Below are 21271 nucleotides of genomic sequence, written 5' to 3'. Positions count from 1 at the left end.
GGGGCGGCGGCAAAAAGTCAATCCGCCGCGAAGGTCGTTGTTGCAGAGAGTGGGACGGCCACGCCGCGCGGCAGCACCGCAAGCACCTTGAACAGTGCGCCCATGTTTTGCGGAGCGGCGAGGCGCTCGACAGCCTCAGTTATGTTGTCGCGTGTCGCCTGGTCGGCATCGGCGCCGAGGCGGCCGGCGCGTTCGAGAATTCCCATGCCGAGCAGGAAATCGCCCTGCGTCGACAGATGGGCGTCGAGGCCGTGCGCTCGAACGGCTGCGGCAAGGGCGGCGAAATCGACATGGGTGGTGAGGTCGGCCTCGCCGGGGTTTGCCAGCACATCTTCGCGATTGTGGCCGCGCAAGGCCTGCAGCGTGTCGCCGACGCCCGGCTGGAGATGGCCGTAGTCGAGGAACAGGCCGGCACCGCCATGCCTTGATATGCGCTCTGCGATGGCCGCCATCAGTGCCGTGCGGGCAGGCGCCACTTCGACGATAGCGCCTTGCGGTGCGCCGTCGGCATCGGCGGGCAGCAGCGTCGGGTTGACCGAGCCCGCACCGGCGAAGAAGCGCAGTTCGTTGGTGTCATCCAGACCAATCATGCGCTCGCGCCAGCCGGCGCCGGCGCGGACGAACTGGCGGACGGGCACGGCGTCGAACAGTTCGTTGCCGACGATGAACAGCGGCTGCCGCGGCAGCGTCTCGATGGTTTCGTGCCAACGAACCGCGAAAGGTGTGACGCCAAGCGTCCGTTGCTGGACTTCTGTCAGGCGTGGGCTGGTCTCGATCATGGCGAAGGTGGCGCCGTTGGCGAGTTCTGGATCTAGCCGCGACAGCGTCCGCAGCATGTCCTTCATCAGCGTACCGCGGCCGGGGCCGATCTCGGCGATGGTGGCCGGCAGCGGCCGGCCGCTCGCCAGCCAGGCCCGGTATATCCACACAGCGACCAGTTCGCCGAACATCTGGCTGATCTCGGGCGCGGTGATGAAGTCGCCGGCCGCACCGAAGGGCTCGCGCGTCATGTAATAACCGTCCTGCGGGTCGAAGAGGCACAGCGCCATGTATTCGTTGATGGGAAGTGGCCCCAATGCCTCGATCAGGTCGACGATGCGGGTCTTCAGCCGGGTCATATCGGCTGCGGCTGTGCCACCGGCTTGGCGGTCAGCATCGCCCAGATGCCGGCCAGCACCATCGGAGTCGACAGGATCATGCCCATGGTCAGCCAGTTGGTGCCGAGGAGATAGCCGAGCTGCTGGTCGGGCTCGCGGAAGAACTCGACGAAGATGCGCGACAGGCCGTAGCCGCAGATGAAGGCGCCGCCGACGAAGCGCGGCGTCTTCAGCTTGAGGCGCCAATGGGTGAGGATGCGCAGCGCGAGGAACAGCACCACACCCTCGAGCAGCGCCTCGTAGAGTTGGCTGGGGTGACGGGCAAACGGCCCGCCATTGGGGAATTCGAACGCCCAGGGCACGTCCGTCGGCCGGCCCCACAGCTCGGAATTGATGAAGTTGGCGACGCGCACCAGGCCAAGGCCAACCGGCACGCCGGCCGCCACGACATCGAACAGCGACCATGTGCGGATGCCGCGCTTGATCGAAAACAGCGTCATGGCGATGATAACGCCAAGCAGGCCGCCATGGAACGACATGCCGCCTTGCCAGACCGCGAAGATATCGAGCGGGTGCGCAATGTAACGCGGCAGATCATAGAACAGCACATAGCCCGTGCGGCCGCCCAGCACGACGCCGATGGCCGCCCAGACGATGAAATCGTCGAGGTCCTCCGGCTTCATCGGCAGGACGCCGTTCGGCCACAGCTTGGCACTGGCGGCAAGCCGCTTGGCATACCACCAGGCAAACAGGATGCCGACGATGTAACCAACGCCGTACCAATGCACCGCCAGTGGCCCGATCTGGATGAGGATCGGGTTGATGTTGGGGAAGGGCAGGGAGGCCAGCGGCAGCAGGAAATATTCGTTCAACGGGGAACTCTCGGTTGCAAAACGCGTTTTCGCGCGGACCATGCGGCAGGCTTTTGGCACGGTCAAGGCAAGGTGGGCGCTCTCGACTTGATGCCGCAACGCGGCGCAACATGCTTGCATTCGACGCGCAGCGCCACTACGTCAATTTGTGCAAGCGCGAGGATTTGCCATGTCTACCGGACCGAACCGCATTCTCGATGAATTCGCCAAGCTGATGACCGATGCCGCCGGCGCCGCCCAGGGCGTGCGCCGTGAGGTGGAGACCGCCTTCAAGGGCCAGGCCGAGCGCATTCTCAACACAATGGACGTGGTGCAGCGCGAAGAGTTCGAAGCCGCGCGCGAGATGGCTGCCAAGGCCCGGGAAGAAAACAGCCGGCTCGCCGCCCGCATCGAGGCGCTCGAGACCAAGCTTGCCGAATTGAGCGGTGACGCCGCACCGGCGGCGGTGGCCAAGCCCCGCGCAAAAAAATAATCGTTAAACTTTTCCACATAGCCCGATCCTGAAAAGCGCTTTGCCGTGAATCGCTTAACGGCATTGCATGAATCTTCGTGACAGCGGCTTTCCACATGCGAATGACGCAGTGGGAAAAATTGGGCTGTTCACGCGACTCCCGATCAATAGACTGAATTTGTTGCATGATTCGGAGCAGGGTCATGTGGCCGGGCGGTGGGGTCCGGTCCGGGGTCTTTGTGTCGAGAAGTGGTCTTTGCGCGAAGAAAGTCCTGGCCGTCCGAGTTCTAGACAAGATTGTTCGTTGTGTGTGCCCTCCCGCGGAGCGTGTGGCGGCGCTCGTACAGAACGACAGGAAGCATTCCATGGAACTTCTCGAACTCGAATTCTCCCGCGAAATCCATCCGGTGGATGTTATCGAGCAGGTGGCCCACAACAACGACTGGTCCTTTGAGCGGGCCGGCGACGACGAAATTTCGATTTCGGTTGCCGGAAGCTGGACCGACTACCACGTTTCCTTCTCATGGATGGAGGATTTCGAGGCGCTGCACCTCGCCTGCGCCTTCGACATCAAGGTGCCCGAGACCCGCGCGCTGGAAGTGATGCGGCTCTTGTCGCTCATCAACGAACAGATGCTGTTTGGCCATTTCGACCTCTGGGAGCAGGAGGGCGCGATCATGTTCCGCCAGTCGCTGCTGCTGGCCGGCGGGGTCGAGCCGTCGAGCCAGCAGGTCGAGGTCTTGCTGTCGTCTGCGCTAGAAGCCTGCGAATGCTATTTCCAGGCGTTCCAGTTCGTCGTCTGGTCGGGAACCTCGGCCAAGGACGCGCTGGCCGGCGTGCTGTTCGAGACCTACGGCAACGCCTGAACCACAGCAGAAACGGAAGATGAGTTCGAGCAGCGCGCTTAAGCCCGAGATCAGTTTTGCCGATTTCGATCGTGTCGACATCCGCGCCGGCACGATCGTCGAGGCCGAACCGTTCCCCGAGGCGCGCAAGCCGGCATTCAAGCTGAAGATCGATTTCGGCCCCGGCATTGGCGTCAAGAAGTCGTCTGCGCAGATCACCAAATACTATACGCCGGAGACATTGGTCGGCCGGCAGGTATTCGCGGTGGTCAATTTCCCGCCGCGCCAGATCGGGCCGTTCATGTCGGAAGTGCTAACGCTCGGCTTTCCCGACGAGGAGGGCGCGGTGGTGCTCGGCGCCATCGAGCGCGCAGTGCCGGATGGCGGCAGATTGTTTTAGACTAGACCGTTGCGTTCCTTCGCGCCGGTTCCGAGCATTCATTGCGGTTGCGCCTCCGTCAGGCCGCCAGCTTCCGCGACGTGCCGAGCGCCTCTTCGACCGTATTGAGAAACATTTCGGCGCAGGCTTTCCAGCTGTAGCGCATGGCGCGTTCGCGTGCTTGCGCGCGGTCTACATTGAGGGCGGCAAGTGCTGCCTCGCGCAGGTCGTTCGACACCGCGCCGCCAAAACCGTCGCCGACGATATCGATCGGCCCGGTCACCGGATAGGCGGCGACCGGCGTGCCGCTGGCCAGTGCCTCGATGATGACGTTGCCGAACGTGTCGGTGCGGCTTGGGAAGACGAAGACATCGGCCGAGGCATAGATCTCGGCCAGTTCGTCATTGGGGCGGTGGCCCAGGAAATGCGCTTGTGGGAATTTCGCCTTCAGCCTGGCAAGCTCCGGACCCTCGCCGACGACCACCTTGCTGCCGGGCAGATCGAGTTCGAGGAATGCACCCAGGTTCTTTTCGATGGCGACGCGGCCGACGCAGAGGAAGACCGGCCCGGGGAAGCCGAGGTCCTTCTTCTTGTCCGGCCGGAAATGGTCGGTGTCGACGCCGCGCGTCCACGGCCGCAGCTTGCTGAAGCCGCGCGCCGAGAGGTCGTCGGCGAGCGACTGGGTGGCGACGAGCGTGCCCTGCCCGGAATTGTGGAAATCGCGCAGCCAACGATAGGTCCAGCTCTCCGGCACCGGCAGGCGGGCGCTGAGATATTCGGGAAAGCGCGTGTGATAGCTGGTGGTGAACGGCCGGCCGGCATTGCGGCAATAGCGCCGCGCCATGATGCCCAACGGACCCTCGGTGACGATGTGGATGTGGTCGGCCTTGCCGGCGTCGATCTGGCGCGCGACATGGCCGGGGGTGGTCAGTGCCAGCCTTATGTCGGGGTAGGTCGGCAAGGGCAGCGTGCGAAAGATGTTGGGCGTCAGGAAATCCACCGCGACATCGAAGGATTTCAGCGTCTCGGTGAGCCGTTCCAGCGTGTGGACGACGCCATTGACCTGCGGGCGCCAGGCGTCGGTGACCATCAATATGCGCATGGCGGCCCTTTGCAGGAAAGGTCGACGGTTGCTTTGAGACGATGCTTGAACGGCGACCAGCCGGCTGCCCTCGCTTCGCTCCAGCGCACCCGGGCGGGCACGGGGTCGAAGTGAGGCGGCAGGGCCGAATCGACTGAGGTCGCGCGCTTCATGGGCGTCCTTGACCACGGTTTCATGACGGGCGGATGAAGCCCGTGTTCCGCCGACTATGCTGGAACCTTGATGACGGCGCGCAGGCCGCCGAGCGGGCTGTCGTCCAGGGTGATATCGCCGCCATGGCTGCGAGCGATGTCGCGGGCAATCGACAGGCCGAGCCCGGTGCCGCTGGCGTCGAGGTTGCGCGCCTCGTCGAGCCGCACGAAGGGCTTGAACACCTCTTCGCGCCTGTCGGCCGGAATGCCTGGGCCGTCATCGTCGATGGTGACCAGCAGCGAGCCGCGGCCATGGGTGGCGTTGACCTCCACCGTCTTGGCATAGCGGAAGGCGTTGCCGATGACGTTGGACATCAGTCGGGCGAAGGCGTTCGGCCGCACATGCACATCGGGGTCGCCGGCAAGCGTCGTCGACAGCTTGCGCTTGCGCAGCCTGGCTTCCTCGCCGAGCTTCTCGAAATAGGCTTCGAGATCGAACCGCCCGGCGTCTTCCGAAGCTTCGCCACGGGCAAAGGCGAGATAGCCTTCCAGCATCGACTGCATGTCGTCGATGTCCTGGTCGAGCGCCGCCTTGGTCTCGGCCTTGCCGCCGGCCAGCGCAAGCTGCAGCTTGAAACGGGTGAGGATGGTTCGCAGATCATGGCTGACGCCGGTCAGCATGGCGGTGCGTTGCTCGATCTGGCGTTCGATGCGCTCGCGCATCTGCATGAAGGCAAAGCCGGCGCGGCGAACCTCCTCGGCGCCGCGCGGCCGGAAGTCGCGCGGCATCGGCCGGCCCTTGCCGAAGCTTTCGGCAGCTTCGGCAAGCATCAGGATCGGCCGGATCTGGTTGCGCAGGAAGGGGATGGCGATCATCAGGAGCACGAGCGAGGTGCCGACCATCCAGATCAGGAAGATGTGGGTGTTCGAGGCGTAGGCCTGGCTGCGGCGCACGAAGACGCGCAGCACCTTGTTCTCGAGCTGGACGCGCACCTCGACGATGTTGGAATTGCCGACCGTGTCGATCCAGAATGGACGGTTGATCTGGCGGGTGATTTCGGACGAGAGAACATCGTCGAGGATAGAGAAGAAAGGTTTGGGTCCAGGCGGCGGCAAGGGGTCGGGCGGCAGCAGGTCGACCTTCAACTGCATGCGATCCTGGGCGATGCGGATGATGTTGGTGTAGTCGGCGTCGTGCGGATAGGTCTCGATCAGGTCGATGATGGCGGCGATGTCGCGTACGGTGGCCTGCGACAGGCGCTGCGTCACGGTTGCCCAATGGCGCTCCATGAAGACGAAGGCAACGACCGATTGCAGCAGGATCATCGGCGCGATGACGATAATCAGCGAGCGGGCGTAAAGCCGCTTTGGCATATAGAGCGACACGAGGCGCCAGAAGCGGTTCCAGGCGCGCGGCACGGCCTTCAGCGTCCGCGTGGCGCGTGCGCTCAAGCCGCCATTGCCCGGCTGTTCCAGTTCCGTGGTTGCCATTCGCTCTTTTCGCTCACCCGCGGCCGTTCAGCCGGCCGCAGGCGGCATTCTATTCCACGCTGAGCCGATACCCAATACCGCGCACGGTCTGCAGCCAGACCGGATTGGATGGATCGCGCTCGATCTTGCGACGCAGCCGGTTGATCTGGACGTCGATGGTGCGCTCGCCGACTTCCGAATCGTCGCCGACAAGCTCGTGGCGGGGTATGGTCTCACCTGCCCGCGCGGCAAAGATCGCCAGGATCTCCTGCTCGCGATCGGTCAGCTTCAGCGCCTCGCCGCCACGCTTCAATTCGCGCCTGGCGATCTGGAAGGTGTAGGGGCCGAAGACCAGCTGCTCGACCTTCGGCGTGCTCGTCGGGCCGCCGCGGCGCAGGATATTGTTGATGCGCAGGATCAGCTCGCGCGGATCGAAAGGTTTTGGCAGATAGTCGTCGGCGCCGGCCTCCAACCCGCTGATGCGGCTATCGGTCTCCGACAGCGCCGTCAGCATCAGGATCGGTACGTTCTTTTCGGCGCGCAGCGACTTGGTCAGGTCGACGCCCGTCTCGCCGGGCATCATGACGTCTAGCACCAGAAGGTCGAAGTCGAGGCCTGCAAGTTTGCGCCTGGCTTCGCCGGCATTGCCGGCGACGGTAACGCGAAAGCCGTTTTCGGTCAGATACTGCTTGAGAAGATTTCGGATGCGGGTGTCGTCGTCGACCACAAGCAAATGCGGTGCGTCGTCGTCCGGTGCGGCCGCGTGATCTACCCGTTCAGTGCTCTCCATGGTTTTTCCCTGACATTTTTGCGGACCCCAGGTCGATTTGCGCCCTCAGTTCCGGATCGACCATCGCTTCGAGGAACCGTTCCACCAAGGTCCGTTCGGTTATTCCGGAATCTTCCAATGCAGCATGGATGCGGCGCGACTGTGGCCGCGCCAGCGCCAGCGCCAACGCACGGCCCCTAGCCGTCGGATAAAGCTCGCGCTGGCGGCGGTCGCGTGGACCTTGCAACTGCACGACATGGTCGGTGTCGATCAATTGCTTGAGCACGCGAGCCAGGCTCTGCTTGGTGATCTTCAGCACGTCGAGCAATTCGGCGACCGTCAGGCCCGGCCTGCGGTTGACGAAATGCAGCACCCGGTGGTGGGCACGGCCGAAGCCGTAGTCGGCCAGGATCTGATCCGGATCGGAGGTGAAGTCACGATAGGCAAAGAAGAGCAATTCGATGATGGCGAAGTCGATGCCGTCCTCGTCTGACATCGCGGTCCTGATCGGTTTCCCGGCTGCGTGGCTACGATCCGTCATCATTTCTCCGTGGGAAAGAGAGATTATGTCAGTACTATTGACGTAATTTCCCTGCAATGGTAATTTTTGACAAGCTTTTGGGCGAATTGCGAACGAAAAGGCAAGCCAAGCCGGCTTTTCCGGAACTTCCTTAGTTTGCCAGAGCGCAATTATCCGCCTACGCTCCTGAAAAAGCCGCCTTCGATAGGCGACAAGAACACACAACGACACAACGCTATGCGGGCTGCCGCCCGCGGGAGGTTACCATGGCATCCGTTCCCTTCGATCAACTGGAAGGCTTCATCTGGATGAACGGCGAATTCGTCCAGTGGGGTGACGCCAAGATCCATGTGCTGACCCATGGTCTGCATTACGCCAGCGCCGTCTTCGAGGGCGAGCGCGCCTATGGCGGCGAGATATTCAAGCTCAACGAACACACCGAGCGCCTACATGAATCGGCGCGCATGCTCGGCTTCAAGATTCCCTATTCGGTGGCCGAGCTCAACGACGCCTCCACCACGCTTTTGAAGAAGCAGGGTTTCCAGGACGCCTATGTCCGGCCGATCGCCTGGCGCGGCAGCGAACAGATGGGCGTTTCGGCGCAGAACAACCGCATCAACTGCGCAATCGCCATCTGGCAGTGGCCGAGCTATTTCGATCCGGCGCAGAAGCTGAAAGGCATCCGCCTCGACGTGGCGGAATGGCGCCGGCCCGACCCGCGCACCGCACCGTCCAAATCGAAGGCCGCCGGCCTCTACATGATCTGCACCATGTCCAAGCACGCCGCCGAGGCCAAGGGCTATGCCGACGCCATGATGCTCGACTGGCGCGGCCAGGTCGCTGAAGCGACCGGCGCCAACATCTTCTTCGTCGAGGACGGCAAGATCCACACGCCCATGCCCGACTGCTTCCTTGACGGCATCACCCGCCGCACGGTCATTGGGTTGGCCAAGGATCGCGGTCTGGAGGTGATCGAGCGTGCAATCCTGCCGGAAGAGTTGGAAGGCTTCCAGCAGTGCTTCCTGACCGGCACCGCAGCGGAAGTAACGCCGGTGTCGGAGATCGGACCTTACCGATTCGAGGTTGGTGAAATCGCCAAGAACCTTATGGATGACTATTCTGCCGCCGTTCAACCCAAGCACGCGATCGCTGCAGAATAACGATAGTCACAGCTTTTTTAGCAAGCAGGGGCAGTTTTAGCGCCGCCCCTTCTATTTAAGCATTCTTGCATTTGACTTTCGTCCAATTCGGCGTCTCATGATGCTGTCGGCCGGGGAGGCTGGCAGTTATGGAGGGACTAATCATATGGACATGAACACGCTTCTTCCGATCATTGTGCAGGTGATTACAGGCATCATCGGTGGTCAGGCGGTCGGTGCGGCGCTCAAGACGGCGGCGATGGGTCAGCTTCCCAAAATCCTGGGTGGAGCCATTGGCGGCGTCGGCGGCGCGGCGATCCTCGGCAGCCTGCTTGGCGGCGGCGCGGTTGATACGGCGGCTGCGGCAGCAGCAACGAGCGGTCTCGGCAGCGCGCTGAACCTGCAGAATATCATCGGCGGCGCCGGCGGCGGCGCGATCCTGACCGGCATTCTCGGCGCGGTCATGGGCGCGATGAAGAAGTAAGCAGCGGCCATTCGGTCTTTCAAATGGGCGGCTTCGGTCGCCCATTTCCGTTTTGGAGCTACTGACTGTTCGTCTTTCGAGGGGTGGACGCCCTTCGCCAGCGTCTCTAAATCACGGCTGGCATAGCGAAAGGACGATCATGGGTCAGCTCAATGCCGGCATCGTGCCGGTCACATCGTTCCAGCAGAATTGCACCATCCTGTTCGACATGGACGGCAAGCACGGTGTCGTCGTCGATCCAGGCGGTGACATCGACAAGGTGCTGGCGGCGCTGAAGGACAATGCGATATCAGCCGGTGCGATCTGGATAACGCACGGCCATATCGACCATGCCGGCGGCGCCATGGAGTTGAAGGAAGCGCTCGGCGTCGAGATTGTCGGACCGCATGAGGCCGACAAGCCGCTGCTCGACAATCTGGAAAACCAGGGCAGGCGCTACGGCATTGCCGGTGCGCGCAACTGCGTGCCCGACCGGTTCCTGACCGAAGGCGAGACCGTCTCGTTCGGCGGCCATGTGTTCGAGGTGTTGCACTGCCCCGGCCACGCGCCCGGCCATGTCGTGTACTACAACCGCGCGGCCAAATTCGCTCATGTCGGCGACGTGCTGTTTCGCGGTTCTGTCGGCCGCACCGACCTGCCGGGCGGCGACCATGCGGCGCTCATCGCCTCGATCAAGGACAAGCTGCTGCCTCTCGGCGACGACATCGGCTTCATCTGCGGCCATGGTCCTGGCGGCCGGTTTGGCGAGGAGCGGCGCAGCAATCCCTTTCTGGTTTAAGGTGGAGCGATATTCAGCGCCGGCCTGCGATGCCGGACAGCTGCAAGCGTGATCCTGAAAAACAAAAAGCGCCGACCTCGCGGCCGGCGCTTTTTGTTTGGGGCAGGGAAGCCCTATAGTTTAGTTTGCCGTGCAGAAATGCTGTTCGCCGTCACTGCCGGTGAACGTGCCGGTGCGGGCGTTGAACGTGCGGTAGCGGTCCGAGCAATACTCGTACCAACCGCGGGTCCACGGCTCGGCGTAGCCTTCATTGTAAACGACCCTCGGCTCCGCATAGTAGCGGCGGACCGGGGCCGGGCGCACCACTACGTCACGATCGTAGTAACTGTCGTCGTAGTAGCGGTCAGCGTAGGGCGGGGGCTGGTCGTTGGCCAACGCGCCACCGATCAGGGCGCCCGCCGCGAGGCCGAGGACGCCGGCGGCAATGGCATCGCCGTTGCCGTGATGGCCATGATGGTGGCGCCAGTCACCTGCATTAGCCGCGGGCAAGGTCACGAGCGTGGTGGCGACCACGGCTGCGGACAGGGCGGCGATCTTGAAAACTCGGTTCATCTTGGTCTCCTTCGTACCGGCCCGTGCAGTTTCGGGGGATGCGGTCCGGCTTTACCAAAGACTAATATGCGACCGTGGCTGAACAGGGGCTGAACGGATTTCGATGTGTTAATTCAAAAAAGGCGTAAATGGTCACACGCTCTCAACGGGGCGAAACTGCTTGCCGTCGACGGTCTGAGGCGGCTCAGCCGACCGACAGGTTGACGGCCTTCGGACCCTTGCCACGCTTGTCCGGCTCGGTGTCGAATGTCACTTTCTGCCCATCCTCGAGACCGGGAAGACCTGACGCCTGCACGGCTGAAATATGGACGAAAACATCCTTCGCGCCATCGTCGGGCGTGATGAAGCCGAAGCCTTTGGCATGGTTGAAGAATTTCACGGTGCCGGTCTGCGGCATGGGAAGCTCCTTTGTCCCATAAATTCCAGTCTCGGGCCGGCAAATGCCCGAATGGAAATTTGTCCTTTATTTTAGCGTCATCGGCAAGAGAAAGTTTTGCAGGCGGCCAAAGGGCGTCGCGGCGCGCCTCAGGTCCTTGCTTTCATGCATATCGGTCCCTCGCACCAGCCACTTTTGGGCGACAAGCATTGGTCTGCACCTTCGGCACGAAAAAGGCGCGACGAAGATCGCCGCGCCTTTCAAAAATCCAGATCCCTCTCCAAGCCAGGTTCAGGCGTTGGAGCCTCCGTCGCGCGTCCGAGAGACGCCCGAATGGCTCAGGCAGCGCGGAGGTTGACGGCCTTGGGTCCCTTGCCCATGCGGTCCGGCTCGACGTCGAAGGTGACCTTCTGGCCGTCGACGAGCGTGCGCAGGCCCGAGGCCTCGATCGCGGAAATATGGACGAACACATCCTTGGCGCCGCCGTCGGGCGTGATGAAACCGAAGCCTTTGGTCGCGTTGAAGAATTTAACGGTGCCGGTCTGGGCCATTGGGGAAACTCCTTCACCCGTTCAGTCTTTGGTGGTCCTGCCCGCCGCCTGGCGCAAAGGGCAGTTCCCGGTGGTTGCTTCGGCAGTCATGCATTGGCGCATGGTCAAACCCCCCGCCGAAAACGGGGCCGTCAGAGATTCACAGTATCGGGGAAAGGTCGTCCAAAACGTTCCGCTCTCCGGGTCGCAAATGCCCGAACACGGAATTTATCGCACGGAAACGTGATGGTTGCAAGATAGCGCCGCGGGCCGCCGCATTGGCGCATCCCGACGCATGGATCGACTGACCTGAACATCGATCGGCTCGGCATAGGCTGGCTTGCCGGTTGGGTCATCGGCCAGAGCCGGGGCACGAATGGGCCAGATGTCGAGGCCGCGGGGCAAGCCGACGCCAGCCACGGTCGAGACGCCGTTTCCGTCTGAGGGGACTGCAAACAGGGGTTGCATTTGGCAAGGTAATGGCGAGGATCGGCAACCGGGGACGCGATCGTGGGAGATCAACATGCCATTTCTGGCGGCAATCTTTTCGCGACAGGGTTTTGCCATCCTGTTGCTGTCGACAATTCTTGCCGCCTGCACCGTCGTCGTCGATGACGGACCGGGGGCGCGTCCGCCACGTCCCGAACCGCAATATTGCAGCCGGCGGTACGAGCCAGTCTGCGCCCGCCGCGGCGGCGACCGCCAGACCTTCGCCAACGCCTGCCTTGCCGACCGCGCCGGCTATCGCATCGTGCGCGACGGTCCGTGTCGCGACGGAGGCGGCGGCGGCGAAGAACAGACGTTCTGCACCCGCGAATATGCGCCGGTGTGCGCTCGCCGGCACGGCGAGATGCGTACCTTCCCCAACGCTTGCGAGGCTCGGGCTGCGGACTACCGCGTCGTTGACGACGGGCCGTGCTGAGAAGCCAAGGCGTGTCTTGCCTTCTCACCTTTTTGTTGGAGAAAGTGGCCGAGCGAAGCTCGGTCCTATGAGTTGGGCCGGCCTCAACCGTCTCGGTGCCGCGCGCCAATTCACCGCTTGGGCGGGGCGGGAGCCTCGCCGGCCCTTCGGGCCCCCCCAAGGGGAGAATGAAAAACCGAGGCGTTCGGTCAAATTCCCGTCGGATAGGCTCCATCAGCCGGGCCGGCGTAAAGCTCGCTGCCATTGTCGTCGGAAATGCGCAGGCGATCGGGGATTTGCGGCATGGCCAGTGTGTGGAACAGCGCGGTGGCGCCCTGCAGGGCGGCACGCAGGTTCGGAGCTTCTAGTGACACCTTGTCGAGTGTAGCTTCGTCCGCGTTGCGCGACCGGTAGAACTCGATGAAGAAGTTCAAGGAAGCCTCCGTGGCAGAGCGTTGCGCGGGCCTGTTCAGTCAATTCGCCGCCTCGCACAGGGACGACGGTGAAGGCGCTTGAGGCGCCCTCCAGTTGTGTCAGCCCTTCGACTTTGGCTTCAGGCTGCTCTCGGCCTGCTTGACCGACGAGCCGAACGGGGAGGCGGGCTTGGCCACGACCTTGTCCTTCTTCGGCTTGCGCGTTTCGCGGTTGCTTCGCTGTTGACCCTTGGACATATCGTGCTCCTGTTGCGTGCTGACTTGGCTTTGCTGGGGTCTCAGACAACCGGGTCGTTGGCAACGACCGGGTTGTCGGCCGGTTCGAGATTGTCTTCGGTGGTGACCCGCTCATGGGTCTCCTGCTCGCTGCGGATGCGGTATTGCGGCGAGCCGTCCTTGACCGGCAGCCTGCTCTTGATCTGGAACAGTTCGGCGGTCTTCTGGACGAGGCCGATACGGCTCTTCATGCGCACTGTCTGACCGATCGCAAACTGGTGCGCGGGCGTGTCGGTGCGCGGGCGCGCATTCTGCTGGAAACGGATCATGCTGCATTCTCCCTGTCGCGCTTCAGCGCTGTTTCGAGTTCGAGGTAATCGATGGCGACAAGCTGGCGGGTGGGCGGGTTTTTCACTGCCCTTGCCGGCAGATGGATGAAAGTGGCGACGCGGCGCCAGGCAAGCCGCGACATGCCCTCGAACAGCTCTTCGTCGTGATCGATGTCGTAGTCGCCGGCCGGCAGTATCCCTTCCAGCCCGCCGAGCACAAAGGGCGTCGCGAAATGCGCGATGGAGTGGGTGGTGCGGTCCGGCATTGTCTTACCTATGCAAAGCAGCGGTCCTGAAAGCAAAAAAGCGGGGACGAACCCCGCTTTCCTATTTCCGGCAGTCGCTGGAAATAAGCCGCTTTCGAGAGCTGCCAGTACATCCGTGGTCAGCGTTCATCGAATTCGGCCGGATCAGATCGATTGCAAATTGGCAGCCGACTCGCGGCCCTTGGTGTCGCGCTCCAACTCGAACCGCAGCTTCTGGCCTTCGGCGAGGCCGGGGAAGCCGGCGCGCTCCAGCGCGCTGACATGGACGAAAACGTCCTTCCCGCCTTCGGTCGGCTGAATGAAGCCAAAGCCCTTCTGGCCATTGTAGAACTTTACGGTTCCGGTGTTCATATGGATCTTTCGAAAGAATGAGACATGGCCGCGGAGCAAAACGGACCGCGCGCCCGATATCGATGATTGGAATAAGAATGGCGGGTCGAGAACCTCCGACGCCGCGAGATGCCAATTCTGGCCCAAAACGATATCGCTAACATAGGCCGATAGGGCCCGTTATTCAAGAAGATTTATGAAAAACACCGACGATGGCAAAAAAATAGATCGCTGTAACTATTTGAAAAAGTCTGATATGGGTCGGCGACTTTCAAAAATTGCTTAAATTCACGCTGGGCAGATTGTCCAGGAGCTTGCATTTTATTTATTTCTGGAAGGATGAAAACCATGATTTCCGTCAGAACCCCTAGAGGCATGACCGTAGCGATCAACCCGATCATCAAGCCAGCCGTCATGCACACCATCGCCGCTGACCCGGCCGGCAAGCCGATGATCGTCAAGTCGGCACGACTGACCATCAGGAGCGACGAGGCTGCAAGGCGAAGGATCGCCGACACCGATGGAACAGTTCGGCGTGCCAGGCAGGTCGCCGAGACCAACCGGCTAATTTGATCCCTTCCACGCCGTTGCAACGAGCGAGACACCAAGCGAAGCCTTGAACCTGCCGCGCCGATGGCCTAGATCGCCACAGGCGTACAAAACACGGCAGGTTTCCCATCAACAGAGATCAGAGACGAGCGGCGGGCGCGGCAGCCAGATCTGGCGCTGGAGGACAACCGCCATTGGGGCTCGACCAGCGTGTCCAGCAGGCGCTGCAGCTGCATCAGGCCGGGCGTCGGCAAGAGGCCGAAGCGATCTACCGGCAGGTGCTGGCGCAGAAGGCCAATCACGCCGCCGCGGCGCATTTCCTGGGGCTGCTGCTGCACCAGACCGGGCGCAGCGCCGAAGGGCTGGACCTGATCGAACAGTCGGTGCGCTTGCAGCCCGGCAATCCGGATTTTCAAAACAATCTAGGCACGGTGCTGCGCGACCTCGGCCGGGTCGCCGCTGCCGTCGACTGCTTCCGCAAGGCGGTGGCGCTGCGGCCCGATCAACTGGCGGCGCGCGACAATCTCGGTTCATCACTGAAGCAGCTCGGCCAGTTCGAGGGCGCCGAAGAGATCTATCGCGGCACGGTCGGGCGCAACCCCTTCCATGTCCGCGCGCGCATCGGTCTTGCCGAAACGCTGCAGGAAGCGGGACGCCTGGACGAGGCGCTTGCCGTCTTCCGCGAAGCGCTGGCGATCCGGCCCAAGGATGGCGACCTGCTGCATGGGCTCGGCGTCGGGCTGATGGAAAAGGGCAAGCTCGATGAAGCAGCCGAGCTGTTCCGGCAGGCGCTGGCGGTCGACCCCGGCATGGCGAGAGCCTGGCTGATGTTGACGCAGGTCAAGCGCCAGAAAGAACGTGATAGCGAATTGACCAGTATGGAAGCTCAGCATGCCAAGGCGCCGCAGGACAGCCTGGCGCGCATGCAGTTGTCCTTCGGTCTCGGCAAGGCCAATGACGATCTGAAGGATTATGGCCGAGCCTTCGACTATTTCGCCGAAGGCAATGCGATCCGCCGCAAGGGCATCGACTACGATGCGGCCAAGACGCGAGCCGAATTCGAGGCGATGAAGGCAACCTTCACCGCCGGCTTCTTCGAGAAGCACAAGCCGAGCACGATCGAGGACGACACGCCGATCTTCGTCGTCGGCATGCCGCGCTCGGGCACGACGCTGGTCGAGCAGATCATCGCCAGCCATCCCCATGTCCACGGTGCCGGCGAGCTCAGCATCCTGAAGACGGCGGTCGGCAAGCAGTTTCCCCTGACCATGAAGGGCGGCTTCCCGGCAGGGATTGCCGACATGCCCGACAAGGCTTTCGCCGAGGCCGGCGAGGCCTATCTCGACATGCTGCACGCCCGCTATCCCGGCTTCAAGCATGCCACCGACAAGATGCCGGGCAATTTCCTGCTGATCGGGTTCCTGCATCTGATGCTGCCGAAGGCCAAAATCGTCCATTGCGCGCGCGATGCGGCGGCCACCTGCCTGTCGATCTACAAGGTGCATTTCCGCAGCGACAGTCACCGCTATGGCTACGATCTCGGCGAACTGGCCGATTTCCACAATCTGTACACCGACATCATGGCGCATTGGCACACGGTGCTGCCAGGCGTCGTGCATGATGTGCGCTACGAGGATTTCGTCGCCGACCAGGAAGGCCAGACGCGGGCGCTGATCGCCCATCTCGGCCTGCCTTGGGACGATGCGGCGCTATCCTTCCACAAGACCGACCGGCCGGTGCGCACGGCTTCCGCCGCACAGGTGCGCCAGCCGATGTACCAGGGCTCGGTCGATCTGTGGAAACGCTATGGCGACAGGCTGAAGCCGCTGCTGGATAGGCTGACCTGACGCGGAATCCTACAGCTCCATGAACGTTTCGAAGCCGCCGAAGATCATGCGTTTGCCGTCGAACGGCATGTTCGACCAGTCCGGCTTCATGCGCGGATCGGCCATCACCTTGGCCATGATTTCGTCGCGGCTCCTACGCGATTCATAGACGACCCAGGAGAAGACGACGATCTCGTCGTCCTTCGTCTGCACGGCACGCGGGAAGGACGTGACCTCGCCGTAGGGCACGTCGTCGCCGACGCATTCGACATAGGCGAGCGCGCCATGCTCCTTCCAGACAACGCCGGCGGTGTTGGCCAGCTTCTTGTAGTCGTCGAGTCTTGCCTTGGGCACGGCAAGCACGAAGCCATCGACATAGGACATTGTTGGTCTCCTGTTGCTGGAATCGGGCGCCAGGCCGGCAGCCCGGCGCAGATGAGCGCATCACCCCGTGGGGTAGGGCGTTGCTGCTCGCTAAATCTTACTTGACCGGTGCGTTCATCGCCCAGGCCACGCCAAACGGGTCCTTAACCTGACCCCAACGGTCGCCCCAGAACATGACCTGCAGCGGCACCACTTCCTCGCAGCCTGCATCGATCGCGCGCTGCCACCAGGTCTCAATGGTGTCGTCCTGGAGGTGCAGCTGCAGCGTATAACCTTGCGCATCCTTGTGCGGATGGCCGTGCTCGGGATAGGCATCGCCAAGCATCAACGTCGAGCCGTTGACGTGTAGATGGATGTGCATCGTGCGGCCTTTTTCGTCCGGCGGATAGGCAAACACCTGCTCCGCGCCAAAGGCCTTCTTGTAGAATTCGGCAGCCTTGAAGGCGCCATCCAGTTGCAGATAAGGGGTCAATCCGCCGAGCACTTTAGCGGCGGGCTGAACGGGGGTCTGATCAGTCATGTCTTGCTCCTCTTTGCGTTTGGCCTTGCGAGCCATAGGACGGATGAGGCGGCGGCAATCCTACATGGCCGCCAAATTTTTTCGGCGGACCGGCCCTGGATAGGCCAGGCTTTCGAAATGCGCCTGTCGATGCAGGCGACACCGCTTTCGGGCGATAGGTATGACTGGTCAGCGGTCGCTTCGGTCAGGATTCTCTGCGGATATGAGGGGCATTTTGCGCATCGATCCCGATTTCCGGCCAGCCAATGTCCTTGCGCAATTCGATCGGCAGTGAAAGAAGAGCGCGCTCGCTGCGATAGCGGGCGCGAGCTTTCATGTAACGGGTGGTGATGCGGCCTATGGATGACAGGGTGAACATGATGCTTTGTCCTCGGTTGAAGCCGGCATCATCGTGTCGGCATTCCAAGGACGTGGCGCGTGGTGGTCATCCGACAGACGGTCGATTTTTTTAGCTGCCTCCGTAGTCGGCTCAAGGCAGGTGTTACCAACGCGGTTTACTTCAGGCAGCCGTTTCCAAACGTTCGATCGTTTCTAGATCGGCCTTCTTGGCCTCTCCCTCGATAGCCAGGTCGTAGCTCGCCTGCATGTTCATCCAGAACTGCGGCGTGGTTCCGAAGAATTTCGCAAGGCGTAGCGCTGTGTCGGGCGTCACCGGTGTTGTCTCGCTGGCGAGGCGCTCGATGCGTGTGCGCGGCACATGCAGCTTCTTGGCCAGCGTGTAAGGTTTCAGGCCAAGCGGCATGAGATATTCCTCCCGGAGGATTTCTCCCGGATGAATAGGTGGGTTGATGTTCAGCATTTGAAAACCTCAATGGTAGTCGGTTATTTCGACATCCTCGGCTTGTCCATCCACCCAGCGAAAGCAAATACGAAACTGATCGTTGATGCGGATCGAATGCTGACCGGCACGGTTGCCTTTCAGCGGCTCAAGCCGGTTGCCGGGAGGCGTCTTCAGGTCCGATAGTTCGGCGGCATTGTCGATCATGAACAGCTTTCGCTGGGCTGACCGGACAAGGTCCGACGGGAACCCCTTCGGAGCCTTGCCGTTCGAAACGGCCTCGCTGGTCTTGTCCTTGAACGAGCGTATCATCTGCCGTATCCGAGCAGCGTACCTTCACATGATACGCTTCGTAAGTCAAGAAAACGTCTCATATCGTGATACGAAATTTTGAACTGATGTCGATCGGCCGAAATTTCACAGGCATGGATACCGTCACGCCGCCAAAATCGTTACCCTTCCGCCTCAGCCACCGAGCGGAAGAAATCCTCCGGGTCCTCGACTTCTATCAGCCGCCGCTTCTCGATCAGCCAGAAGCGGTTGCCGATGGCGCGGATGAAGGAGCGATCGTGCGAGGCGAGCAGGCAGCTTGCCTGATGCGCCAGCAGCTCCGCTTCCAGCGCTTCCTGGCCGTCGATGTCGAGATGGTTGGTGGGCTCGTCAAGCAGATAGAAGTTGGGGTTGGCGAGCCTGAGCGCCAGCATCATCAGCCGCGCCTTCTGGCCGCCGGACAGCACGCCGATCTTTTTCTCCTGCATCTCGATGACCACGCCGGCGCCGGCCAGCAACGAGCGGGCGCGCTGCTCGCCGACATCGTAGCGGCGCGAGACCAGCCCCAGCGGCGTGTCGTCGCCGCTGATGCCGGACAGCGCCTGATCGCTGTAGCCGAGCACCGTCGACGGCGTCACCTTCACATTCCGCACCGTGTCCGGTTCGACAATGGCGTTGCGGATCAGGGTGACGAAGCGCGACTTGCCGACGCCATTGCGGCCGAGCAGGACGATGCGGTCGCCCTGGCAGATGTGGCGCTTGCCAGTCCTGAACAGCAGCGTGCCGTCGGGTGTTTCGACAGCTGCGTCGTCGAGCGTGATCAGCACCTTGGCGTGCGTGCCGCGATTGGCCAGTTTTATGGCACCGGCCGATTTTTCGCGGTGCGCCGGAGCTGCCGTCTCTTCCAGTCTTTCCGCGCGCTGGTTCAACTGCTTGGTCTTGACCGTCAGCAGGTCGCTACCCGAATTGATGCCGATGTTGTTGAGCTTGGCCGCCTGCCGGCGCAATTGCTGCGCTACCTTCATGTCGCGCTGGAACTTGCGCTCTGTCGAGGCGTCGACGTCGTCGAGCGCCTGCCTTGCGCGTGAATAGGGCAAGGCAAACACCGGCGACTGTTCAGGGCGCAGAAACAGCGTCCGGTTGGTGGTGGCGTCGAGAAAGGCACGGTCATGGCTGGCGATGACGACTGGCACCTCGCGCGGCAGCGCGTTCAGCCAGGTCTCGAGCTGGCTGATGCGGGCAAGGTCGAGATGGTTGGTCGGCTCGTCGAGCAGCAGCACATCCGGATCGGTGACCCAGACGCGAGCGATCAGTGCCAGCCGCTGCCAGCCGCCGCTCAGCGCCTGCATTTGCCGTTCGCGCATCGGCTCCGGCACGTCTAGCGAATCGAGCACCACGTCGACGCGCCACACCTCGCTGTCGGCCTGCTCCGGCGGCAGGGCGTCGGCCACCACCTGATGGAAGGTATGGCTGAGAAGGGACGGAGCGACGGACTGCTCGACATGGCCGACGCGCAGGCCGCGCGTGCGGGTGATGTCGCCCGAGGTCGGCTCCATCGCGCCGGTCAGACATTTGAGCAAGGTCGACTTGCCGCGGCCGTTGGCGGCGACGATGCCGAGCCGGTCGCCAGTGCCGACGGTGAGGTCGAGGTTGGAAAACAGCGGCGCACTCATGGTGACGCCGAGGGATTTGAGGCTGATCAGGGCCATTTTGATTTCTCTGGTCTCGGTCGCCTCTTTGTCGGAGCATGATCTTTTCCGAAAACCGGTTCCCACTTTTCGGGATCATGCTCTAGCGGCTCAATGCACTTTGACGGTGCGCCCACCGGCCATCAGGTTCGGTGTTGCGGCACCACGAAGGGCAGACCAAAAAATCGAAGCGGGAAAACCCGGACCGTCCCTGGTCAGCCCTGCAAGCAAGCTCGCAGGGCAGAAATCGGGCCACGCTGACGATGGTGACGAGAAAAATCGAACACGCAGCCCTCCTTTCAAGACGTTCGAGTGTGCGGACTGACTACACCAAGGGCGTAGCGGAAGGCAAGGCTACCGCTTTCACCTGGCGCGGGAACGGATCGAGCACCAGTATGCAGCCGCCGATGATCGCGACAGCGCCGAAGCCCTGGATTACGGTCAGCGACTCCCCAAGCGTGCTGGTGCCGACCAGCACCGCGATCACGGTCACGGCGAATTCGACGCTGATCGTCCTGGTCGCGCCGATACTAGCAACCAGCCGAAAATAGACGATGTAGGTCAACGCGCTCATCATGCAGGCGAGGACGGCGAGATAGAGGAAGTCGATGGCGCGCGGCATCGCCGGCACCGGTACGGCGAGAAGCAGTGGCAGCGTCATCAGGCCGCCTAACAGGAAGGCGGCACTGGTGAGTTCCCACGAGCCGGCCGAGCGCAGATGTCGGTTTGCATAATTGCTGCCGAAAGCGGCCGAGAAGGAACTGAACAGCGAGGCGGCGCAGCCGAAAGCGAAGGATGCCGTGATCGGCACCGCGGGAAAACCGACCAGGACGATGATGCCGAAGGCGCCGAGCAGCAGGCCGGCCAGCCCGCGAACGGTGATGCGCTCAAGCCCCCATACCTGGCCGAGGATCATCGAGAACAGTGGGATCGCGGCAACAAGGATGGCCGCCACCGCCGTGCCGATGCGAGGGGTGGCATAGGATAGGCCGATAAGCTGCGCGGCAACCGTCGTCGCGCCGACAACGGCGAAGCGCCGCCAGCCGGCGCTGAAATCGAGCCGGCGCCGGGTCGCGGCGGCAAGCAGCAGGAGCGTGATGCCGGCGATCAGCGAGCGCAAGGTGACCGCGCCGACCCAGCCGAAGGCGTGCACCACCTTGAGCAGAACAAGGAACGACAAGCCCCAGGTGATGGCCAGGAAGATATAGGCGGCGATGTCCTTGGGTTTCATTCTGCGGGCGGCCGTGGGAGTTTCTTGCGGTTGGGAGCGGAGAAGCTGCCGTGG

At 62.4% G+C, this 21271-nt stretch carries 30 protein-coding genes; 9 read left to right on the top strand and 21 right to left on the bottom strand.

Going from position 1 to position 21271, the window contains the following annotated elements; all coding sequences use genetic code 11:
* Window positions 1-17 precede the first annotated feature (17 nt).
* A complete protein-coding gene (locus NKI20_RS05465; RefSeq protein WP_352828968.1) occupies window positions 18-1118 on the bottom strand; it encodes a class I SAM-dependent methyltransferase in 1101 nt (366 codons plus the stop codon).
* A complete protein-coding gene (gene lgt, locus NKI20_RS05460) occupies window positions 1115-1969 on the bottom strand; it encodes a prolipoprotein diacylglyceryl transferase (RefSeq protein ID WP_352828967.1) in 855 nt (284 codons plus the stop codon). Before lgt ends, NKI20_RS05465 begins: the two co-directional genes overlap by 4 nt.
* Before the next feature lie 169 nt (window positions 1970-2138).
* On the opposite strand from lgt, the gene NKI20_RS05455 reads away from it, so the two are divergent.
* The 3 genes from NKI20_RS05455 to NKI20_RS05445 all read left to right on the top strand — a co-directional run bounded on the left by NKI20_RS05455 (window position 2139) and on the right by NKI20_RS05445 (window position 3665).
* Window positions 2139-2441: an accessory factor UbiK family protein gene (locus NKI20_RS05455; RefSeq protein WP_352828965.1), complete on the top strand. Its 303-nt coding sequence runs from the start codon at window positions 2139-2141 to the stop codon at window positions 2439-2441.
* A 344-nt stretch (window positions 2442-2785) separates the two neighbouring features.
* Window positions 2786-3286 (top strand): type III secretion system chaperone family protein, encoded by a 501-nt coding sequence (locus NKI20_RS05450; RefSeq protein ID WP_013893499.1) that lies wholly within the window; start codon window positions 2786-2788, stop codon window positions 3284-3286.
* Window positions 3287-3305: 19 nt separating this feature from the next.
* Window positions 3306-3665, top strand: coding sequence for a tRNA-binding protein (locus NKI20_RS05445; RefSeq protein WP_352828963.1), 360 nt, complete (start codon window positions 3306-3308; stop codon window positions 3663-3665).
* A 58-nt stretch (window positions 3666-3723) separates the two neighbouring features.
* On the opposite strand, the gene NKI20_RS05440 is transcribed toward NKI20_RS05445, so the two are convergent.
* The 4 genes from NKI20_RS05440 to NKI20_RS05425 all read right to left on the bottom strand — a co-directional run bounded on the left by NKI20_RS05440 (window position 3724) and on the right by NKI20_RS05425 (window position 7657).
* On the bottom strand, window positions 3724-4746 hold the full coding sequence (locus NKI20_RS05440; protein WP_352828962.1) for a glycosyltransferase family 4 protein: 1023 nt from the start codon (window positions 4744-4746) through the stop codon (window positions 3724-3726).
* A gap of 206 nt (window positions 4747-4952) precedes the next feature.
* The gene (locus tag NKI20_RS05435) at window positions 4953-6368 is read right to left on the bottom strand and encodes an ATP-binding protein (protein ID WP_352730161.1); all 1416 of its coding nucleotides are present in this window, start codon (window positions 6366-6368) and stop codon (window positions 4953-4955) included.
* A gap of 49 nt (window positions 6369-6417) precedes the next feature.
* Window positions 6418-7137: a response regulator gene (locus NKI20_RS05430; protein ID WP_023761217.1), complete on the bottom strand. Its 720-nt coding sequence runs from the start codon at window positions 7135-7137 to the stop codon at window positions 6418-6420.
* Entirely contained in the window at window positions 7124-7657 is a 534-nt protein-coding gene (locus NKI20_RS05425) for a MarR family winged helix-turn-helix transcriptional regulator (RefSeq protein ID WP_031260729.1), read from the bottom strand. The genes NKI20_RS05430 and NKI20_RS05425 overlap by 14 nt, the downstream gene beginning before the upstream one ends.
* Before the next feature lie 245 nt (window positions 7658-7902).
* On the opposite strand from NKI20_RS05425, the gene NKI20_RS05420 reads away from it, so the two are divergent.
* From NKI20_RS05420 to NKI20_RS05410, 3 genes are all read left to right on the top strand, one after another.
* Window positions 7903-8796 carry a branched-chain amino acid aminotransferase gene (locus NKI20_RS05420; RefSeq protein WP_023761219.1) on the top strand — a complete coding sequence of 298 codons (894 nt, stop codon included), beginning with the start codon at window positions 7903-7905 and terminating at the stop codon, window positions 8794-8796.
* Between the two features lie 145 nt (window positions 8797-8941).
* Window positions 8942-9259, top strand: coding sequence for a hypothetical protein (locus NKI20_RS05415; RefSeq protein WP_023761220.1), 318 nt, complete (start codon window positions 8942-8944; stop codon window positions 9257-9259).
* Between the two features lie 139 nt (window positions 9260-9398).
* Window positions 9399-10037, top strand: coding sequence for an MBL fold metallo-hydrolase (locus tag NKI20_RS05410; protein WP_352828960.1), 639 nt, complete (start codon window positions 9399-9401; stop codon window positions 10035-10037).
* A gap of 120 nt (window positions 10038-10157) precedes the next feature.
* Here the strand turns inward: NKI20_RS05410 and NKI20_RS05405 are convergent, their stop codons facing one another.
* The 3 genes from NKI20_RS05405 to NKI20_RS05395 all read right to left on the bottom strand — a co-directional run bounded on the left by NKI20_RS05405 (window position 10158) and on the right by NKI20_RS05395 (window position 11516).
* Window positions 10158-10589, bottom strand: a complete 432-nt coding sequence (locus tag NKI20_RS05405) for a BA14K family protein (protein WP_023761222.1) — start codon at window positions 10587-10589, stop codon at window positions 10158-10160.
* 184 nt (window positions 10590-10773) lie between these two features.
* A complete protein-coding gene (locus tag NKI20_RS05400) occupies window positions 10774-10986 on the bottom strand; it encodes a cold-shock protein (protein WP_008877668.1) in 213 nt (70 codons plus the stop codon).
* A gap of 317 nt (window positions 10987-11303) precedes the next feature.
* Entirely contained in the window at window positions 11304-11516 is a 213-nt protein-coding gene (locus NKI20_RS05395) for a cold-shock protein (protein WP_006202520.1), read from the bottom strand.
* A gap of 502 nt (window positions 11517-12018) precedes the next feature.
* Here NKI20_RS05395 and NKI20_RS05390 point away from each other — a divergent pair.
* Window positions 12019-12417, top strand: a complete 399-nt coding sequence (locus NKI20_RS05390) for a Kazal-type serine protease inhibitor family protein (RefSeq protein ID WP_352828958.1) — start codon at window positions 12019-12021, stop codon at window positions 12415-12417.
* A 188-nt stretch (window positions 12418-12605) separates the two neighbouring features.
* Here the strand turns inward: NKI20_RS05390 and NKI20_RS05385 are convergent, their stop codons facing one another.
* The 5 genes from NKI20_RS05385 to NKI20_RS05365 all read right to left on the bottom strand — a co-directional run bounded on the left by NKI20_RS05385 (window position 12606) and on the right by NKI20_RS05365 (window position 13992).
* Complete coding sequence (locus tag NKI20_RS05385; protein ID WP_352603438.1) at window positions 12606-12830, bottom strand: hypothetical protein; 225 nt, start codon at window positions 12828-12830, stop codon at window positions 12606-12608.
* 99 nt (window positions 12831-12929) lie between these two features.
* Window positions 12930-13067 (bottom strand): hypothetical protein, encoded by a 138-nt coding sequence (locus NKI20_RS05380; RefSeq protein ID WP_164482279.1) that lies wholly within the window; start codon window positions 13065-13067, stop codon window positions 12930-12932.
* Window positions 13068-13108: 41 nt separating this feature from the next.
* Window positions 13109-13375 (bottom strand): hypothetical protein, encoded by a 267-nt coding sequence (locus NKI20_RS05375; RefSeq protein WP_352603436.1) that lies wholly within the window; start codon window positions 13373-13375, stop codon window positions 13109-13111.
* Window positions 13372-13641, bottom strand: coding sequence for a hypothetical protein (locus tag NKI20_RS05370; protein WP_352603434.1), 270 nt, complete (start codon window positions 13639-13641; stop codon window positions 13372-13374). The genes NKI20_RS05375 and NKI20_RS05370 overlap by 4 nt, the downstream gene beginning before the upstream one ends.
* Window positions 13642-13785: 144 nt before the next feature.
* Window positions 13786-13992: a cold-shock protein gene (locus NKI20_RS05365; protein WP_352603432.1), complete on the bottom strand. Its 207-nt coding sequence runs from the start codon at window positions 13990-13992 to the stop codon at window positions 13786-13788.
* Window positions 13993-14319: 327 nt separating this feature from the next.
* On the opposite strand from NKI20_RS05365, the gene NKI20_RS05360 reads away from it, so the two are divergent.
* Window positions 14320-14544 carry a hypothetical protein gene (locus NKI20_RS05360; RefSeq protein ID WP_352487115.1) on the top strand — a complete coding sequence of 75 codons (225 nt, stop codon included), beginning with the start codon at window positions 14320-14322 and terminating at the stop codon, window positions 14542-14544.
* A 170-nt stretch (window positions 14545-14714) separates the two neighbouring features.
* Window positions 14715-16367: a tetratricopeptide repeat-containing sulfotransferase family protein gene (locus tag NKI20_RS05355; protein WP_352828955.1), complete on the top strand. Its 1653-nt coding sequence runs from the start codon at window positions 14715-14717 to the stop codon at window positions 16365-16367.
* Between the two features lie 9 nt (window positions 16368-16376).
* On the opposite strand, the gene NKI20_RS05350 is transcribed toward NKI20_RS05355, so the two are convergent.
* The 7 genes from NKI20_RS05350 to NKI20_RS05320 form a co-directional block, all read right to left on the bottom strand.
* Complete coding sequence (locus tag NKI20_RS05350) at window positions 16377-16730, bottom strand: DUF1428 domain-containing protein (RefSeq protein WP_352828953.1); 354 nt, start codon at window positions 16728-16730, stop codon at window positions 16377-16379.
* Window positions 16731-16827: 97 nt separating this feature from the next.
* On the bottom strand, window positions 16828-17250 hold the full coding sequence (locus NKI20_RS05345) for a VOC family protein (RefSeq protein WP_352828951.1): 423 nt from the start codon (window positions 17248-17250) through the stop codon (window positions 16828-16830).
* 184 nt (window positions 17251-17434) lie between these two features.
* Entirely contained in the window at window positions 17435-17608 is a 174-nt protein-coding gene (locus NKI20_RS05340; protein WP_352603424.1) for a hypothetical protein, read from the bottom strand.
* A gap of 141 nt (window positions 17609-17749) precedes the next feature.
* Window positions 17750-18049 (bottom strand): HigA family addiction module antitoxin, encoded by a 300-nt coding sequence (locus NKI20_RS05335; RefSeq protein ID WP_023761235.1) that lies wholly within the window; start codon window positions 18047-18049, stop codon window positions 17750-17752.
* A 9-nt stretch (window positions 18050-18058) separates the two neighbouring features.
* Entirely contained in the window at window positions 18059-18340 is a 282-nt protein-coding gene (locus NKI20_RS05330; RefSeq protein WP_227345686.1) for a type II toxin-antitoxin system RelE/ParE family toxin, read from the bottom strand.
* Window positions 18341-18480: 140 nt separating this feature from the next.
* Window positions 18481-20007 (bottom strand): ABC-F family ATP-binding cassette domain-containing protein, encoded by a 1527-nt coding sequence (locus tag NKI20_RS05325; protein ID WP_352828949.1) that lies wholly within the window; start codon window positions 20005-20007, stop codon window positions 18481-18483.
* Between the two features lie 304 nt (window positions 20008-20311).
* On the bottom strand, window positions 20312-21217 hold the full coding sequence (locus NKI20_RS05320) for a DMT family transporter (protein WP_352828947.1): 906 nt from the start codon (window positions 21215-21217) through the stop codon (window positions 20312-20314).
* Window positions 21218-21271 lie beyond the last annotated feature (54 nt).

Origin of the sequence: Mesorhizobium sp. M0830 (genome assembly GCF_040319965.1) — a bacterium.
Classification (GTDB): Bacteria; Pseudomonadota; Alphaproteobacteria; order Rhizobiales; family Rhizobiaceae; genus Mesorhizobium.
Note: the sequence above shows the minus strand (reverse complement) of the source record. Positions and strands in the feature narration are given on the sequence as shown.